Annotated in this window: 14 protein-coding genes; 4 read left to right on the forward strand and 10 right to left on the reverse strand. The window is 61.9% G+C overall.

Annotation, left to right across the window (positions count from 1 at the left end):
• Positions 1 to 61: 61 nt before the first annotated feature.
• From GS429_RS17480 to GS429_RS17495, 4 genes are all read right to left on the reverse strand, one after another.
• Positions 62 to 1,006, reverse strand: a complete 945-nt coding sequence (locus GS429_RS17480) for a hypothetical protein (RefSeq protein ID WP_160066636.1) — start codon at positions 1,004 to 1,006, stop codon at positions 62 to 64.
• Between the two features lie 334 nt (positions 1,007 to 1,340).
• Complete coding sequence (locus GS429_RS17485) at positions 1,341 to 2,567, reverse strand: GNAT family N-acetyltransferase (RefSeq protein WP_160066637.1); 1,227 nt, start codon at positions 2,565 to 2,567, stop codon at positions 1,341 to 1,343.
• 123 nt (positions 2,568 to 2,690) lie between these two features.
• Positions 2,691 to 3,950, reverse strand: a complete 1,260-nt coding sequence (gene mct, locus GS429_RS17490; RefSeq protein ID WP_160066638.1) for a succinyl-CoA:mesaconate CoA-transferase — start codon at positions 3,948 to 3,950, stop codon at positions 2,691 to 2,693.
• A gap of 76 nt (positions 3,951 to 4,026) precedes the next feature.
• Complete coding sequence (locus GS429_RS17495; RefSeq protein ID WP_160066639.1) at positions 4,027 to 5,817, reverse strand: hypothetical protein; 1,791 nt, start codon at positions 5,815 to 5,817, stop codon at positions 4,027 to 4,029.
• Positions 5,818 to 6,330: 513 nt separating this feature from the next.
• Here GS429_RS17495 and GS429_RS17500 point away from each other — a divergent pair.
• Positions 6,331 to 7,638, forward strand: coding sequence for a hypothetical protein (locus GS429_RS17500; RefSeq protein ID WP_160066640.1), 1,308 nt, complete (start codon positions 6,331 to 6,333; stop codon positions 7,636 to 7,638).
• Between the two features lie 316 nt (positions 7,639 to 7,954).
• Here GS429_RS17500 and GS429_RS17505 read toward each other — a convergent pair whose 3' ends face one another.
• Entirely contained in the window at positions 7,955 to 8,944 is a 990-nt protein-coding gene (locus tag GS429_RS17505; RefSeq protein WP_160066641.1) for an NAD-dependent epimerase/dehydratase family protein, read from the reverse strand.
• A 184-nt stretch (positions 8,945 to 9,128) separates the two neighbouring features.
• On the opposite strand from GS429_RS17505, the gene allB reads away from it, so the two are divergent.
• Entirely contained in the window at positions 9,129 to 10,502 is a 1,374-nt protein-coding gene (gene allB, locus GS429_RS17510) for an allantoinase AllB (RefSeq protein ID WP_160066642.1), read from the forward strand.
• Between the two features lie 351 nt (positions 10,503 to 10,853).
• The gene (locus GS429_RS17515) at positions 10,854 to 12,221 is read left to right on the forward strand and encodes a TasA family protein (RefSeq protein WP_160066643.1); all 1,368 of its coding nucleotides are present in this window, start codon (positions 10,854 to 10,856) and stop codon (positions 12,219 to 12,221) included.
• A 369-nt stretch (positions 12,222 to 12,590) separates the two neighbouring features.
• Here GS429_RS17515 and GS429_RS17520 read toward each other — a convergent pair whose 3' ends face one another.
• The 3 genes from GS429_RS17520 to GS429_RS17530 are packed head-to-tail and all read right to left on the reverse strand — an operon-like array spanning position 12,591 to position 14,619.
• Positions 12,591 to 13,271, reverse strand: coding sequence for a hypothetical protein (locus GS429_RS17520; RefSeq protein WP_160066644.1), 681 nt, complete (start codon positions 13,269 to 13,271; stop codon positions 12,591 to 12,593).
• A complete protein-coding gene (locus tag GS429_RS17525; RefSeq protein ID WP_160066645.1) occupies positions 13,268 to 14,023 on the reverse strand; it encodes a signal peptidase I in 756 nt (251 codons plus the stop codon). The genes GS429_RS17520 and GS429_RS17525 overlap by 4 nt, the downstream gene beginning before the upstream one ends.
• A complete protein-coding gene (locus GS429_RS17530; protein WP_160066646.1) occupies positions 14,014 to 14,619 on the reverse strand; it encodes a DUF7344 domain-containing protein in 606 nt (201 codons plus the stop codon). The genes GS429_RS17525 and GS429_RS17530 overlap by 10 nt, the downstream gene beginning before the upstream one ends.
• Positions 14,620 to 15,058: 439 nt before the next feature.
• Between GS429_RS17530 and GS429_RS17535 the strand changes: the two genes are divergently transcribed.
• A complete protein-coding gene (locus GS429_RS17535; protein WP_160066647.1) occupies positions 15,059 to 15,289 on the forward strand; it encodes a hypothetical protein in 231 nt (76 codons plus the stop codon).
• 155 nt (positions 15,290 to 15,444) lie between these two features.
• On the opposite strand, the gene GS429_RS17540 is transcribed toward GS429_RS17535, so the two are convergent.
• Together GS429_RS17540 and GS429_RS17545 are read right to left on the reverse strand one after the other, a co-directional pair.
• Positions 15,445 to 16,518: a quinone-dependent dihydroorotate dehydrogenase gene (locus GS429_RS17540; protein WP_160066648.1), complete on the reverse strand. Its 1,074-nt coding sequence runs from the start codon at positions 16,516 to 16,518 to the stop codon at positions 15,445 to 15,447.
• A gap of 210 nt (positions 16,519 to 16,728) precedes the next feature.
• Entirely contained in the window at positions 16,729 to 17,910 is a 1,182-nt protein-coding gene (locus GS429_RS17545) for a thiolase family protein (protein WP_160066649.1), read from the reverse strand.
• Positions 17,911 to 18,436 lie beyond the last annotated feature (526 nt).

The raw sequence follows: 18,436 nt of genomic DNA on the forward strand, positions 1-18,436 counted from the left end.
CGGGGGGGGGGGGGGGGGGGGTACGGGAGGGGTGGAGGGGAACGGAGGAACTGCCCGTCGATTATTCGTTACTGCCGGCCGCCGCTTCTTCGGGGCTGGTCGGCGTTCCGCTCGGGATGAACGCTTCGGGGTTGGTTCCGGAGTCGCCCTCGAGTCGAACGTTCGATCCGGCGTGTTCGGCGATTCCGGCCTGCTCGTCGTAGTCGGTATCGCTGACGACGACGGTCGTTCCCTGGCCGTTGGCACCGGCGTCGATGGCGGTGTTGTGGCCGTTCATCTCGATCTGGCAGTTCTCGACTTCGACCGTCCCGGGCGACCAGGCCCAGATGCCGCGGCCGACGTAGTCCTGATTGTCGACGTAGACGCTCGAGTTCGTCACTTTGCTGCCTTCCGTCGCGAGACGGAAGTGCGAGACGTAACAGTTCGCGGCGTAACAGCGGTCGATGTGGACCGTTCCGCCGGCGCCGTTTCCGGGCGCGGAGCCGTAGATCGCGTTGTCCGCGAAGCCCTGGATGTTGACGTTCCGGAAGTCGATGTGGCCGGCGTGGTCGGGGTTGACCCAGAATGCGGTCTGGCCGTGGCCGCTCGAGCTACCGTTGCGCTCGTCGGAGCCGTCACCGAGGTAGACGTTTTCGATGGTACTCGAGCCACCGGTGTCCATCACACCGAACGTTGCGGAGCCGGTGCCGGAGGTGTTTTCGCCTTTGAATCCGACGTTTCGGATCGTCCAGTTACTCCCCTCGGCAGTGATGGTGATATCCTGACCGGTGGTCATGTCGATGAGTTTGTTCTCCCAGGTCTCACCGTCGCCGATGGTGATCGCCTGGTTTTCGGCTTCGATAACCTCGTAGTCGTCCTGGGCGGCTGCCGTGCCGGCCGCACCGAGGGTGGTTACCGCGGTCGCGGCTGCGGCGAGCGAGCGCACGTAGCTGCGACGGCTTAATCCACTATTAGGAGCTGCGGTCGGCGTAGTGTCCGTTTCGGACGTACGGGGGTTCTGCGCCATACACTTGCGTAACCTGGGCTTACACTCATAAACTTTTCCGTGCTAAGATAGCTTAAATTTACAGAATATATTTCTAACGCTGCATAACACAACAGAAATTGTGAGAGTTTCGCCACGAATCTATGAACGAAAATCGGCTCGTTTCCCCCTCGAGTAATTCGACTTTTTCGGGTAAATAGTCCATTACCTCGGTCGAGAACCCGTGTACCGGCTGATCTGCGAACGCTGATTCAGCGGTCGGGAGTAGCTGATCGTCGGTTCCCGATCACGAACTAACGCGAACAGTCGTCGCTTACCGGAGGAATATGCGCAACGATACCACCTGACATGACTATCACCAGGTGTCTTGCTCAGCGAAGGTGATCGACCAGTTGGCCGGATCGGCGACGGCCCGGCCGGCGACGGTCCACTCGTGGCCGCCGTCGTCCGCGAGCGGATAGGTGACCTGCGTCGTCCCCTGGGCGAGTTCGGAGAGCGGAAGTGACTGATCCGACCGGAACCCGAACCGCGCGAGCAGTTCCGGCGGGATCGATCGCCCGCTCGCGGCGACGATATCCGCGTCGCGGTGGTCCGCGATCACTCGCTCGAGGATACCGTGGAGTCCGTCCCGTCGGTGGGGGGTTGCTCCCAGTGGAACGACGTCGGTGAGACTGGTGGTCTTCGAGCCATTCTCCGTTTTCGTTCCGGTAACGACGCCGGCGAGAGGCTTGCCGTGGCGGGTCGCTACGTAGGCGTCGTACTCCCAGCGCGGGTTCTCGAAGCGCCACTCGTAGAAGGTTTCGTCGCGGTGGGCGTGGATCGTCCCCGGCACGGCCTGCTCGTAGAGACCGACGAACTGCTCGACGGGGACGTCGTCGAACCGGTTGACCGTGACGTCCGCGGCGGTTCCGGCGAGCGCCTCGCGTGCGCGATGATACGCAGTCGCGAACGGTCGCGCCGTTTTCGAGAGCGCGGCCAGCCGGTCGTCGTCGGCGTCGAGCATCGCGTCCGGTCGCTGGATACGGTAGTACGTCGGGACCTCCTCGACGATCTGCCAGCCGTGCTTGAGACTCCCCGAGAGTGTCGCCGGATTGGGGAAGTTGAAGAACAGTCCGGCTTCCCGGTCTCGGTAGCGGTCTTTCAACTGTTCGGTCGTGCGGGAGTAGAGCCCGCGCCGGCGATGGTCCGGGTGGACCATGACGTCGGCCGGCTGGAGCCCCAGGAACGTCGTCGACTCCGCCCGTAACTCGAGGGCGAAACAGGGTTTCGTTCCGACGACCGTCCCGTCATGGGTCGCGACGATCATCGGTACGTGGTCGGTGTAGGGGTTGTCCTCGTACTTCCAACTGAACCACTCCTCGTCGCGCGAGCCGAGCACCTGCTCGTAGAGGTCGAGGAAGTCCTCGCGGTCGCCCGGTTCGTACGGTCGAATCACGTAGGGGTCAGCCTCGTCCTCGGCCGCCGGATTCGTTTCGTCCGGGTCGCTCGCGTCCGGGGCGGTCGTCTCGGCTTCCCCGTCGGTGCCCTCGTCGCCATCGTCGAGTGTCGAATCGGTTTCCGTTTGCGAATGTTGCGTTGCCATGGTGTTTCCCTCGGATAGTGATCGGTCGCGTGTGTGATCGGTCGCGCGTCGATTCGGGACGGTCAGTCGCGCGTGTTGGTCCTGAATCTCAAATTGGATTGCCGCGCGTGTTGGTCCTGTACCTCAGTCGTCGTCCATCCCCTCCGTCACCTCGAGCCGTCCCGTTTCGCCGTCTCGCGGCTTCGGATCAGGCGGTGTCTCGGTCTCGGTCCCGGTCCCGGTCTCGGGGTTACCACCGGACGCGTCCCCGAGCAGTTCGGCCCGGTGTTCGTCGAGTAGCGGGGCTCGATCGCCCGGTTCAGGGGGCGTCTCGGCCATCTTGAGCGGCGTGCCGGCGATGGTGACGGTCTCGTCCGCGTCGGGGAGCTCCGCCTCGACTAACATCTCCCGCTCGGAGACGTGGTCGCAGTCGTAGATGTCGCGAACGTCCTGGACGGGCGCACACGGCACCGTTCCCCGCAGCGCGGCGATGACTTCCTCGACCGACCGCTTGCCCACCCACTCGGCGATCGCCGGCCGGAGTTCCTCGCGTGCCTCGAGCCGTTCGGGCCCGCTCGCGTAGTCGACGACCCAGTCCGGCCGTCCCAGCTCCGCACAGAGGCCCTGCCAGTGGCTGTCGGTGAGCGCCGCGATAACGACGGAGCCGTCCGCCGCCTCGAAGGCGTTGTAGGGAAACAGCGTCGGATGGGCGTTCCCGCGTCGGTCCGGCACGTCGCCGGTATAGGAGTACTGGTACACCGACCGCTCGGACAGACTGACCATCGCGTCGTACATCGCCGTATCGACGAACTGCCCGACGCCGGTCCGGTCTCGGTGGTGCAACGCGGCGAGGATGTTGACCGCGTGCAAGACGCCGGTAAAGATGTCGCCGACGCCGAAGCCGACCTTCGTCGGCGGCCCGTCTTCGTGGCCCGTCTGATCCATCACGCCGCCGAGCGCCTGGGCGATGAGATCGAACGCCGGCTCGTCCTGTTTCGGACTCGAGCCGGTCCGCGGATCGCCGAAGCCACGCATCGCCGCGTAGACGAGTTGCGGGTTGATCTCGGCGAGTCGTTCGTACTCGAGGCCGAACTTCTCCATCGTCCCGACTCGGTAGTTCTCGACGACGACGTCCGCTTTCCCGACGAGCGAGCGAAATGCTGCCCGATCGTCTTCGTCGTTGAAATCGAGTTCGAGGCTTCGCTTGCCCCGATTGACGCTCTGAAAGTAGCCGCCGAAGTTCTCATCGGCCTCGTGAAACGGCGGTGTCTCGCGTACGAAGTCTCCACCCGGCGGCTCGACTTTCACGACGTCGGCACCCATGTCGGCGAGTAACATCGTACAGTAGGGGCCACCGAGGACCCTCGTCAGGTCCAGTACACGTACGTCGTCGAGGGCAGTCATGTATCGTATCAACGACCATGAGTGTCACCCGTTTTGTTATGGAGCTCTTTCCGAATCTCCGAGTCAACGGGATCGCTCACTCCTCTCCGGAAACGGAGTACATCCGGAACTCATCGTTCGAAATCACCTTATTCGCCCCGGAGTAGGTTTCCAGCCCCTCGAGTGCCGCTTCGCTGTGGTGAAGTTCCTGGTAGACCTCGATTTCTCGGGTGGTGTCGAAGCTGGTGACGATGAACTGGTAGTCGCTCCCATGATAGGCCCCGCTGTAGTTGCCGTTCTCGAATTCCTCCGGTTCAACGACACCGCTGGCGGTCGTCGCCGCACTCAGCGTCTCATCACCTTCGGCCCCGTTGATTCCGTGATCGTATCGGAACGGATCGTACCCCATTCCGGCCATGGGGACGTCCTCAGCACCGTCGTCCATCGTCGTCTGGTAGCCGCTGAATTTCTCCTCGGTGACGTGTTGTCCGGGGTTGTAGATGATCGGCGAAGCGAACACCGTCATCAACCCGAGGACGAGACAGGCCCCCAGAACGAGCGCGGCAACGGCGTTACCTCCCGGCCTCGTGATCACACCGGAGAGGCTACCGAACGCTCGTGCCAGGGCGACCCCCGCCAGAATCGTCAACACGACGGCGATAAAGCCGATCTGACGGAACGCCATCGTCGGGGTTCCGACGAAGTAGACGGCGAACAGCCCGGTGAGCGGGATCAGCGCGATAGAGAGATAGTTGACGAACGTTCTCGTTTCGGGATCGAGATTGGTCCGTCCGAGCCACACGAGCAGGATGAACAGCCCGACGACGAGCGAGATCACTGCGAGGTCCAGGAACATCGTGACGAACAGTTCGCCGAGGCTGCCGCCGATCTCCGTGAGCGAGGACTCCCGCTGTTCGACCTCTGCATCGCCGCCGATATCCGCGGTGAAGATGCCGGTGACGAGGCCCGCAAACGCGTCCCTGAACCGTTCGTTGCTCACCGCCCAGATGGTAAAGATGGAGCCGAGAACGACCGTGTGTGCGTACGTGGTCGGATGATCGAGGATCGGATGATCGTCGAAGCGTCGTCGGGCGAGGAACTGAACGACGCTGATCGCACCGATGAGGATGACCACGTTGACCATCTGCTGGGGGTGGACCAGCAAGAGCGCGATACTCGTGAAGACGATGAGGAGGCTAAACGGCGAGAGTCCCAGCGGGAACCGTTCGATCGTCGCCCGCCGACGAAGGTACGCGACGAACGCGAAGATGACGACGGGAACCAGAAAGAGCGCGTTCGAATTCGTGTGGACGCCCATGTGCGTCGCGATGTTATTGATCGGTAACACCATCCAGGAGACGATCGCCGCGAGGCCGACCGCCGTGCCGGTTCCGGCGATCTCTCGAACGACTAACGGGGTAAAGATAAGGAACGGCACGAACAGAATGACGATGACAAACAGGAGACCGCGTTCGATCGGGATACCGCCGAGGTAGTGAAAGACCGCGCCGATCGCGTGGACGCCGGGGTAGAACAGTTCGTGTGGCGCCATTTGGCCGGTCGTGATATCCCGAACCCACCCCAGATGCGTGAGCGCGTCACCCATCCCGGAGAAATTGTAGTTTCGGATCACCGGTAGACTGACGATTCCGGTGACCGTCGTCCCGCCGAGTGCGATTCCCAGCGCTTGCTCGCGGCCGCGACAGGCCAGTGCCGTACTGACACCGATCGCCAATGCGATTGCGAACGCGATCCACGTTGCCGTCGGTGTGCCCGTAAATACCGACGCCTCGTAACTCGTCGCGGGGTTCGCTCTCGCAACGAAAAGGCCGATCGCAGTCGCCAGGAACCCGATGGCGAACGTAACGTTGAATGTTGACCGTTTCATGCTTTCTCAGAAGGAAGGCTGTCCGGTCCAGTGTCGATACGCATGTGTTGGTCGAAGAATCATCGGAACCAACGTTTGTTATACGGGTCCTATCTGCGTACAATAACGAAATTCGAACTTTCGTCGGCACAGTAGTTTCGGTCCCCACTCGAGCGTCGGTTGACGATTCTGGTCGGTCTCACGCCGGTCTTACCCCGAACGGATATCCGCCGTCACTCGAGCGAACCCCGTTCGACCGGCCCTTCGTCAGCGTTCGACTCGACCGCCAGCGATCGTTGTTCGCTCCCCGTCCCTCTTCATCACCCGTCGTCCGCGGACGAGCGAACGACTCGTTCACACCGGTCAGCGGCAAGTATGCACTCCCTATCGGCGGGGAACCAGTCGCTATGGATTGCTTTCTCGATTTCCGAACGATCAACGGTTCTGATGGTTTTTGTATCCGTTCGTCCTCGGTCGCACCCACAGCGATCAGCGCGCAGTCGTCGCCGATCACTACCCAGATACAGAATCACTATGTCATCCATCGTTATCGACCGCGTCGATGCCGACGACACGACCCTCGAGTGTGACGTTTCCACGTCTGCAGACCTCGAGCGGTTCTTTTCGGACGAATCGTTTCGAACTACTTACGACGTCCCGATCGAGGACGTTCCCGAGGGGGTCCTCGTCATCCCCGTCCTCGCGCAGGTCTGTCCGGTCGCGTGGGCAAACGGGGCCGACGTCTACGTCGACGAGGTCGACGCCACGTTCGCTCGCGCCTTAGAGGACGTGAAGGCGTCGCTGCTCTCGATGTACGACTTCCTCGAAGGCGGAACGCTGTACGCCAAAGAGACGATCGACGCCGATCCCGAATCGGGCGGCGAGAGCGGCCTGCTCTTTACCGGCGGCGTCGACTCGACCTGTTCGTACGTTCGTCACCGCGAGGAGGAGCCGACGCTCGTCAGCATTCGCGGCTGGACGATTACGCCCGATTCGGCCGACGACGAGAACTGGAATCACCTCAGATCGCGGGTCTCATCCTTCGCCGACGCACACGGCCTCGACACCGCCTTCGTCGAGTCGAACATGCTCTCGTTTCTCGCCCACCCGATGCTGTTGGCCCACTACAAGCGCCACGTCGACGGGGCCTGGTACAGCTCCGTCGGCCACGGGCTCGGCCTGCTCGGACTCTGTGCACCGATGGCCTACGCCCGGGGGATGGACGACCTCTACGTCGCCGCCACCCACTGGGACGGGATCGATCTCGAGTGGGGCTCGCGACCCGACATCGACGACCACGTCCGCTGGGCCGGGACGCAGTGTCACCACGACTCCTACGACCTGACCCGCCAGGAGCGACTCGACGCCATCGCCGACTACGTTCGAGAGGAGGAGCCGGACCTCCAGCTCCAGACCTGTAACGACCGAATGGACGGCAACTGCGGCGAGTGCGAGAAGTGTTATCGGACCGCCGTCGGCCTGCGGTTGTCCGGACTCGAGCCCACGAATCACGGTTACCCGTTCGCCGACGAGGACTACCGCGAGATCCGAACGGCCCTCGAGGAGGGTCGGTGGATCCTCGGGCAGGACGAGAAGTTCATGTGGGAGGACATCCGCGAACGGGCGCGCGAAACCGAGCCCTCCACGCCCGAGGAGGCAGCCTTCTTCGAATGGATCGATCAGGCCGATCTCGACGAGCTCGTCTCCGAGTCCGCGCCGCCGCTTTCCCACCGACTTCTTCGCGCGGGCGCGCGTAACACACCGACTCGCGTCTACAACACCGTCTACCCGGCCTGGGCGTCAGCGAAGTCGGGTCTTCGTCGCGTTCGGAGCGGCCGGTAAGCAGCGCAGGATTTTACGGTGGTCCCGTGCGTCGGCCCTGTCGTTCTCGATTAGGTTAGGTCACTCCTTCGTCGCCTACGTCGCTCCTTCCGTTGCATACGTCACTCAGGCGATCCGTCGCACCATTGCTCCGTCAGCGGTGTCGGCGTTCAGCCGCCGTTCTCGAGAGCGATCGATCACTCTTCGCCCTCTAACTTACAAAATCCAACAGGAGTTCATTGTCGGGGGGGATCGAACACTCGTCCCCGGTCCCCGTCCCCGTACCCGTGCCCGTGCCCGTACTCGTACCCGTCTGCGCGCCGCCCTCGTCTCGTCCTCAGCTATAGGTCTGCTCTTCCCGCCTCGAGTCGCCGACGGAGTCGAGGTCCTCGCCCGTCGGCGACAGCCGAACGCCGTCGACGAGCGATCGAATCCCCGACTCGAGGCCCACCTGCGACTCGAAGCCGAGCGTTCGCTCAGCCTTGGAGACGTCCGCACCGCTGTGTCTGATGTCGCCGGGTCGGGGATCGCGGTGGACGATCGGCGACGACGAACCGGTCGCGTCCTTGATCGTCTCCGCCAACTCCCTGATCGAGGTCCGGCTCCCCGTCCCGATATTGTACGCTTCGCCGGTCGCCTCGGTCGTCGCCGCCCGCAGGTTCGCCCGAACGAGGTCGCTCACGTGGACGAAATCCCGGGTCTGTTCGCCGTCGCCCTCGATCGTGATCGGTTCGTTTGCGCGTGCTTGCTCGAGAAACGTCGAGATGACGCCGCTGTAGGGCCCCTGCTGGCGCGGCCCGTAGGCGTTGAAGTAGCGCAGTGCGACCGTCTCCAGATCGTACAACTCCTCGTAGAGTCGGGTGTACTGGTCGAGGGCTAGCTTCTGAACGCCGTAGGGTGACGTCGGTTCGGCCGGCGCGGTCTCCTGGACCGGCAGTTCGGCTGGATGGCCGTAGACGGCCGCACTCGAGGCGACGACGACCCGAGCGTCCTCCTGGCGGGCCTGCTCGAGGAGGAGGAGGCTGGCGTCGAGGTTCGTGTCGTTGCTTTGCCGCGGTGCATCGACGCTCCGGGAGACGCTGACGACTGCGGCGTGGTGGAAGATAATGTCGACGCCGCGAGCGGCCTCCTGGACGGCGATCGGATCGCTGATACTGCCTTCAATTACCGTCACGTCTTCGGGGAGGTGTGCCCGGTCGCCCGACGAGAAGTTATCGAGCACTCGGACCTCGTTGTGTGGGGTCAGGGCTTCTACGAGGTGGCTCCCAATAAAGCCCGCACCGCCGGTCACGAGTACCGTCTTGTCACGAAGCGCTGGCGAGTCCATTGTCTCGCTCTGGCACCTCCTCGCCGTTTAGTATACCACTCGTACCCCGCTGTATCTCGAGCCTACGGCCGCCGACTGAGCGCTAGTGACCGGTTTCCGGTCACCGACGGGTCGTCGACTTCGCGCCATCCGGCTTCGAGCGGCCAACAGAAGCTATATGCGCCACGCTCGGCAACGTCCGGCAATGAGCGTCGACCTCGTCGTTCGCAACTGTACCGTCGTCACCCCCGCCGGGCGGACGTCCGATGCGGGTGTCGCCGTCGAGGACGGAACCATCGTCGCCGTCGGCCGAAGCGACCGGCTCCCCGACGCGGACCGCGTCGTCGACGGCGACGGGTCGGTGCTGGTCCCCGGCATCGTCGATGCCCACATCCACAACCGCGAACCCGGCCTCGAGTACAAGGAAGATTGGGAGTCCGCGACGCGGGCGGCCGCCGCCGGCGGCGTGACGACCGTCGTCGGGATGCCCAACACGGACCCGGTCATCGACCGTCCCGACCACCTCGCGTTGAAGTTCGACCGCGGCGAGGCGTCGGCTCACGTCGACTTCCAGAGTTTCGTCGTCGTCACGTCCGAAAACCTCGACCTGATCCCGGACCTCGACGAGGCCGGCGCGCTCGGCTACAAGATCTTCCTCGGTTCGACGGTGGGCGACGTGCCGCCGCCGAACGACGGCGAGATCCTCGAGGCGATGGAGTCGATCCGCGAGACGGGGAAGCGACTGGGCTTTCACGAGGAAAACGGCGAGATTATCGACCACTACACCGAGCGGTTCCAGGCCGAAGGGAAAAACGACCCCATCGATCACTCTCACTCCCGGCCCGTGATCGCCGAGCGGGAGGCCGTCGAGCGGATGATCACCTTCGCCGAGGAGACCGGCGCGAAGATCCACATGTACCACGTCTCCTCGGGATCGGCGGCCGAAGCCGTCGCCCGCGGGAAGGACCGCGGCGTCGACGTGACGGCGGAGACGACGCCCCACTACCTCTGGTTCACCGAGGACGTCATGCGCGAGAAAGGGAATCCGGCGCGGATTCAGCCGCCGATTCGAGACGCCGAGGAACGCGAGAAACTGTGGACGGTCGGCATGGAGCAGGGCGCTATCGATAGCATCGCCACCGACCACGCACCGCACACCCCCGAGGAGAAGATGGTCGACGACCCCTTCGGCAACACCTGGGAGGCGATTTCGGGCTTCGTCGGCCTCGAGACCGAAATTCCGGTCATGCTCACGCTCGTCGATCAGGGTCGGCTCACGCTCGAGGAGTGGGTCCGCCGCCACTCGACGCGACCGGCCCAGATCTGGGGCATGTACCCGCAGAAGGGGTCGCTTCAGGTCGGCACCGACGCCGACTTCACGCTCGTCGATCCCGACCTGGAGTGGACGCTCGAGGACAGTTCGGAACTGCACTCGAAGAACTCCGTGACGCCGTTTCTCGGCGAGTCCTTTACCGGCAAGGCGGTGACGACGGTGGTTCGTGGTGAAGTAGTGTACGACGACGGCGACGTGGTTGGTGAGTCCGGGTACGGGACGCGGGTGCGCGTAGACGACGACTAATGGGCTCCGTGGTGGGTTGTGCGCTCCGATAGGAACGCCTGATTTTCACGATTGACGGCCTGTTCGTCGTCTGGTCTGGTGTTGTCGGTTCTCTCGAGGGCTATTCGTCCGGAACGGTGCCGGTCGGGTTTTCCCGCTCGGTAGGGGCTCTCTGTCGTCTCTCGAGGGTCCGTCTAGGTACTACGAGGCTTCGTCTAGCGATTTCCCTGCCTGTGTATATATACCCCCCTTTGTCTGGTTGCTTCTGCTGTCCCATTCGGAGTGGCAGTCTCGGCTCGTCGACGGGTGACACGCGGTCTCACCGCGTTGTGCCCGTGTGCCGTGCGCTCCTTCGAGACGGGGTGGATGACCATGACAGAGGAACACAATTCGATCTCGAGGCGAAACGTGCTCGCAGGACTGGGAACCATCGGTGTCGGTGGTGCGCTCGTGGGTGCAGGTACGAGTGCGTATTTCAGTGATGAACAGCAACTTCCAAACGAACTCGCCGCAGGCGAACTTGAGCTCAAACTCGACTGGCAACAGTTCTACTACGGTGCGTCACAGGAGACGCGACCACAGGACTACGGTAACGCGGGACGGCCGTATGTCAACGCACACCCCGACGACAACAAGGATGGCGAACAATCGATCGAGGTGAACGGCGAGAAGTACCGGTACAGTGAACTCAGCCGAAACATTGGCGACGATGAAATTGACTACTGTACAGATCTCGATCAAGATTTCTACTTTGGCGAGAATCAGGAGTCGCTGATAGAACTCGACGACATCAAACCAGGAGATTGTGGTGAGATTACCTTTAGTTACCACCTCTGTGATAACGACGGGTGGATCTGGTTCCGGACAAAAAACAAGGATTACCCTGAACCAGGTGAGGAGCCGCATCTTGTCGACGCGATCGAGGCGAAGGTGTGGTACGACGTATACGAAAACGAGAACGAAGGTATCGAACAGGGAGACAATGAGCACCAAGAGGAGAAAGAACCGGTGATCGCCAAGGGATCCCTGCGTGATGTCCTCGAGGAACTAAACGAGAGCAATGGTGGCGTGTTGCTTGATCCCGACCCTCTAGTCGATCCTGATACTAATAATGAGAACAAAACCGACGACTGTGTCGAACTCGAGAAGATTGACGACGACACGATCCCTGAAAAGTACACTGGGGACGAAGCTATACAGGATTACCTCCGTGACCTCTTCGCATCTTACCAAGCGGACGGGGAGGACGGTGATCACATCGAACTCGAGGGCGAAGAAGGGGATACGATCAAGATTTGGATCACTGGCCTCGTGTACCAAGACGTGGGCGATGAGAGTTCTGAAGTCGTCGGGTTCGACTGGGCGAGCAATTACGGAATCTGTCAGACGAGAGTGAAAGGTGGTCCCGGCGAACCCGACGGTGGTGAATTTACCGTCGAGGACTGTGCTTTCGAGGGGGCATCCGTTGCTCCGTTCGGTGCCGCACAAGGAAGGAAACGCTACGGCGTCAGTAACTTTCAGTTCTGGTACTGCAAAGGTGTGGACGAGCCAAAAGAACCCGAGTGCTTCGAAGCGTCGAACACGCACTACATCGGCTTCGAGTGGTGTCTCCCCGAAGGTATCGGCAACGAAGTCCAAAACGATGAACTCGATTTCGACTTCGGGTTCTACACCGAGCAGTGCCGTCACAACGATGACCCCACCCCGTACTGGATGGAAGAGGAAGGAGAAAACAACTGAACTGATCTCGTCGAGAGCGATTTCTCTATATTGATTTGTGCTTCGGTGAAGAAGTGAATAATCGAATATACCGGATCAATTTTCTCGGAGGATATCATGATCTTCACCCTTTAACTCCCATAATCAATGCGAAGCGACCAGACGCACTCAGCGATGTCGATGTCGGTGAGACCAGTCCGTCGAGGGTTTCGAGAAGCAGGCTCCCCGTCGATGGGTTGAAACGAAAATCCTGTCAAACTGAGAGAAAAATGGCTTGAGGATAGATACGCTCGGACACGAACCGAGAAACGGCGGGAGCCTACACGGTCTGGAAACCGGAGAGAAGCCGTTCACTTGGTTCGGAGACCGACCAGCGATTCAACTCTTGTCCTAGTCATCGGTTTCGTCGTTCTCGGAAGCGTCTGTGTCCTCGGAGTCCGGATCTCCTCCTTCGTTCTCCTTGTCATTTTCTTCGACGGAATCACCGCCGTCAGTGTCTTTGTCGTCTCCGGACGTCTCCGCCTCGTCATCGCTACTCTCGATTTCACCATCTGTCTCCGATTCATTGCCATCACCACTGTCGAGTGCATCGTCCTCGGACGCATCTTCTGCGGAATCGTCAACTTCTTCGTCGCCATCGGAGACGGTCACTTTTCCGTGGATTTCCTCCTCTGCGGCAGTAACCACGTACTCGTGCTCACCGACATCCATCTCGTCGACCTCGAGCACGAACGTAACGGTGTCAGACTCATTCCGCTCGAGAGTCATCGCTTCGGTCTCGGATTTGTTTCCGATCTCGAGAGAAACGTTCACCGCTTCGGTCCCTCTGTTTTCGTTCGTAACCGTCGCTATAACCTCGAGGTCGTTGCTACTGTTCCCAGCCGTATCGAAGTCATCGCTATCGTCTTCGACGACGAGCGTATACCCCCACTCAGCCGCACCGATCTGATTATCCTCGAGCGATTCCGAATCCGAGAACTGACTGGTCGTCGTCGCGACCGATACCGCACCGGCGACCGTCGCGAGGAGGACGAGCGCGACCGCGAGCCGAACGACGTGGACTCGAGTCATTCGTCCACCTCCGTCCCAGTCGTGGAACCGTCTGGGACCTCATCTGCGTCCTCGTATTCCAGTTTTGCTCCCGCGTCCGCGTCCGTGCCACCGTCTCCTTCGAGGCCCGCGTCCTCGGCCGGCTCGAGCGCTGGCGGTTCAACCTGCCCCTCGAGCGCTGGCGGCTCAGAATCGCCACCGTCCTCGGCGTACCCCGGCCCGAGAATCGCCTCCACGAGGCTCCCGCTTGCGGGCGCGTACCCGAACTCGCGAAGTAACTGCCAGCTCCCCGAGCCGACGAGGACGAGTCCTGGTCCGATCACCAGCACGAACAGCCCCAGACTCGAGCGGGCGAACAGTAACAGATACCCGAAGTACGGCACGTGCAGGTGGAGATCACCCTGTGCGTACTCGGCGGGGACGAGCCCCTCGTCGGGTTCGTCGTTGGCGTCGCCTTGCAGTTCGAAGTATCGCTCGCCGTTCTCTTCGACGACGTCGACGACTCTGTGGGTCACGTAGCCGGTGTTGGCTTCGCTCCCATCGTGGAAGGTCACGATGTCCCCGGACTCGATCTCCTCGGGGTCGACGTCCTGCGTGATAATGACGTCGCCCGCTTCGATCGTCGGACTCATACTCCCCGAGGTGACGACGAACGCGTCGTCCCCGCCGACGAGGCCCGGAACGGCGACCAGTCCGACGAGCAACAGGAGCGCCAGCACCACGGCGCCTGCGATGACGGCGAGTCCGGTTTTGACGGTCGGGTTCACTCCCATGGTCCATTCCCCGTCGTCTGATTCGGCGGGAGACCGTCCCTCCCGAGTCGCATCCGACTATCGTACTGCACGTGGACTGCCGCCGAGATCGTGAACGCCATCGTAACGAGTGCCGTCCCCACCAGCGGTGGAATCAACGCGAACGGCAGGAGGCCGATCCACATCCCCGCGACGAAGCCGGTACAGAGGATCCCGAGCCCCGCGTAGTACTTGCTCCAGGGAATATCGTTGTGCGGAACGACGTCGAGATAGACCTCGAGCTCCGACGCGGTCTCGGTGAGGACGACCGTTCCGCGATCGGCGTCGAACGAAACAACGCCGCCGTCGTCGAGCTTCGGCAGATGCGACTGCCGCAGTGCGGTGTACACCCGCGTCCGCTGTTCGTAGGTCACCTCCGCCGGCGAAACGTCGTTCTCCCAGGCCGCGACTCGCTCGACGATGTCGCGCAACTCGGCCGCGCCACCGCTCTGCTTGAGATAGTGCAGCACGTATCGTCGTCGCTGACAGCTCAACATCTCGAACGCGACGTCCTGTGAGAGTTCCGGCGTTTGCTCCGCCGATTCAGTGACGCCTCGAGAAACGGTTTCCGGCGTCATAGGCCCGACCACCGAATTGGATCGTTGTCTCTTCCCTGACCCGGCACCCGACCCGGCCCACGGATGGGCTGTTCAGTCACTGTCCGCCTGCTCGCTGTTGCCTCACTCCCCATCGTCTGGAATGATCTTTCAAATGTGGTTAGTTATGAACGAGATAGAATATCGCCTCAGAGTATAGGTCCCGGTTGCTCGCTGACGAGGGCCGTTCGGCAGAAATTAATCTCAACTGAAACACTTGCCTCGAGAAGTGACGACTGCGGACTACCGACAATTGGCCATTACCATCGGTGTGAAACCGTCGAGACGAGCCGTCCTCAGATCGTGGAACCACACGATGGCTGACAGACGGGTCCCACACCGCGACACTTTTCACTTCGTGAAAGTAGGAGTCGGTATATATAGCCCGTCCAACCGATCGGATCGATGAGGAATACGCAGGATGACAGACTCCGACGCTGAGCCAGACGAGACTCGCGAGACGGATAGGATGGACCAACTCCGATCGGTATATCTCTCCGTGACGGACGGCGACGGCGAACCCGTCGTCGAATCCCAGCAGGAAGAGTCGCCGAGTCGGGAAATCCGCGAGACCTATGACGCCGAGGCCCTCGGTCCGGCCGAGCACCACGGACTCGACGACGCGATCGACGATCCCGGGCCCGCGGGCTAGGTGGTCACTGCAGTCGTCACGTCGTTCGATCGTTACCGCCACTACAGCCGACACCGCCGCTGCAATCGCCACTCATCCGGTTTACTGTAGTCAATTACCGCCGATCACCGACCCCGTCCCTGGTGATCGGCGGTACATAGTTACAGCAATCCGTATCACTCCTCGAGATCAGCACCCACTGCGTCTTCGATCGAGTCGAAGCCGTCGCGCTCGAGCAACGCCACGAGCCCGCGGTTGATCCGTTTGGCCGTGGAGGGGCCCTGATAGACGAATCCGGTGTACAGTTGCACGAGCGAGGCACCGGCCCGAATCTTCTCGTAGGCACTCACCGGCGAGTCGACGCCGCCGACGCCGACGATCGGCAGGTCGCCGCCGGTGTAGTCGGCGATCGTCCGGATAATCTCGGTCGAGCGGTCTTCGACCGGCTTCCCGCTGAGACCGCCCCACTCCTCCTGATTCGGCGACTCGAGGCCCTCGCGACTCGTGGTGGTGTTCGTCGCGACGATCCCGTCGAGATCGAACTCCCGGACGATATCGACGAGATCGAGGATCGAGTCTTCGGGTTCGTCGGGGCCGATCTTGACGAGGATCGGCACGTTCGCGTCGTTTTCCGCCTCGAGCGTCTCGAAAATCGTTCGGAGGTGCTCGGGTGAGCCCTCGTCGAACTCCTCAGGCGTGTTCGGACAGGAGACATTGACGACGACGTAGTCAGCAAACGGCGAGAGCCGGTCGAAGACCCGTCGGTAGTCCTCGATCGCTTCCGCCTCGCTCGAGGAGTTCATCTTCCCGACGTTCACGCCGAGCGGAAAGCCGGGGGTGCCGTCCGCCTCGAGTCGCGATTTCACCCGTTCCATTCCCTGCCCGTTGAATCCCATCCGGTTGACCATCGCCTCGTCTTCCAGCAGCCGGAACAGCCGCGGCCGGTCGTTGCCCGGCTGTGGATACGGCGTCACGGTCCCGATTTCGACGAACCCAAAGCCCAGCGCCTCGAGGGCGTGGGTCACCTCAGCGTTCTTGTCGAAGCCCGCGGCCACGCCGACGGGGGTCGGAAACGTGGTGTCGAACAGGTCGACCTCGAGCGCCGGATGGTCGTACTGATACGCGTAGGAGAGTGCCGTTCGCGTCGGCCGTGTCGACTGCGTCGCCCGGAGCGTCCGCTTGCCGAGGTCGTGTGCCGTCTCGGCCGGCAGTTTGAACGCGAGGGGGCGGACCCGAGAGTACAGCGTCATTGGCTGGTGTTCGGGACGGCCGGTAGGTAAACGTCTCGAAGCGCTCGAGGTGGGCGTCTCACTGAGACTGCTGGGACAGGTTCGGGCTGTCGTCTCGGTGTCGATCTTGACGGTGGAGGTTGACGGTCGTAGTCTCGGGGTCGACGGCCGTAGCCTCGACGGGCAGGGACAGGCCAGGATCCGGGTCAGGGTCAGGTCAGCGGCCGGCGATCAGTACTCCTCCAGCAGCGCCATGATCGCCCCGCCGCCGCCGACGCTCATCCCCACGAGTCCGCGGCTCACCTCCGGATCGTCCCGAAGCTGGTAGGCCAGGCTGGCCGCGAGCATTCCGCCGGAGCCGCCGATCGGGTGACCGAAGGCGACCGCACCGCCACTGGGGTTCATTCGCTCGCGCGGGATCTCGAGCCGTTCCATCACGTACACCGACTGGGCGGCGAACGCTTCGTTGATCCAGAAGGCGTCGACGTCGTCCGCCGCGAGGTCGTTGTCCGCGAGCAGTTCCGCGACGACGTCGCCGACGGCCTCGTTGAACTCGTCGGGGTCGCGGTAGACGAGGTCGTAATCGGTCAGTTTCGCCATCGGCTTGAGGCCGCGGTCGGCGGCCGTTTCGCCGTCGGCTAGCAGCACCGTCCCCGCGCCGTCGCTGAGCTTCGAGGCGTTCCCGGGGGTGATAGTGCCGTCCTCGCGGAACGACGTCGGCAGTTCGGCCAGGTCCGACAGCGTCGACTCGGGGCGCGGGCCTTCGTCCGTTTCGACGGTTCCCGAGCGCGTTTCGACGGGAACGATTTCGTCGTCGAACTCGCCCGACTCGATCGCCTCGGCAGCCAATCGGTGGCTCTCGAGGGCGTACTCGTCCTGTGCCTTCCGAGAGATATCTTCGCGGTCTACCATCCGCTCGGTGATCTCGCCCATGTGGAGGTCGAGGTTGACGTCCCACAGCGAATCCAGCAGCATCGAATCCTTGAGTTCCACGTCACCGTGGCGACGCCCCTTTCGGTAGCCCGGGAGGATCCACGGCGCGTTGGACATGGACTCGAAGCCGCCGGCGATCGCGATGTTCGCGCGACCGGCTTCGATCCGGTCCGCGGCGAGGGTGATCGCGCGAAGCCCCGATCCGGACGCCTCGTTTACGGTCGTCACTTGCGTCTCGTTGGACAGCGCCGACTCGACGACGGCCTGCCGTCCGGGCACCTGGCCGATCCCGGCCTGAATGGCGTTACCGAGTCCCACCCAGTCGACTTCGGTTTCGTCGATGGCGGCTCGCTCGAGCAGTCCGTCGATCGACGTTCGTGCTAACTCGATCGGTTCGACATCCTCGAGCGATCCCAGCAGCGTGCCGTGTGGTGTCCGTGCGCCGTCGACGAGGACGATGTCTGTGGTACCGTTGGGCATAGTAGGTCGACTACGCGAGTTCGGATGAATGTTGTTGGCCTCTGGACTCGAAAACGCGGGCAATGATCCTATCGCCGGTCACCCCCCGTTATCGATGTGTAACTCTCTGAGTGACCGGTGGGTCGAACATGACAAAATTGATGAAGGTAAAAGTAAGCGGACAACGCTGATGGAGAGAGCCTTTCAACAGTGGATTCTATGAATAGCCATCCAGTCAACGGGCACATCTGGTGTTAGCGGGTGTAGACAAATCGATAGGGGTGTGTGCGTGACGGTTCGGACTGTTCAGAACAAATAGATAGGGGTGTCTACAGCATCGTTGAGAGCACTCGAACAGGAGGGTTCAATCTAGGAGTGCTATTTTGGCAAATTTGTAGCTATAATGAACTAAGTATTCTATAATAAAACCTGAGTGAAGTAAAACCTCAAGGAACAACTGGTCACTATTTTCCAACTCTTTGGTGTATAGGTCTCTCGTATTGAACAGGAGAATGAGCATATTTCTCTTCACAGTATCTTCTCTCTG

The sequence above is a fragment of the Natronorubrum halalkaliphilum genome (genome assembly GCF_009834785.1).
Taxonomy (GTDB): domain Archaea; phylum Halobacteriota; class Halobacteria; order Halobacteriales; family Natrialbaceae; genus Natronorubrum; species Natronorubrum halalkaliphilum.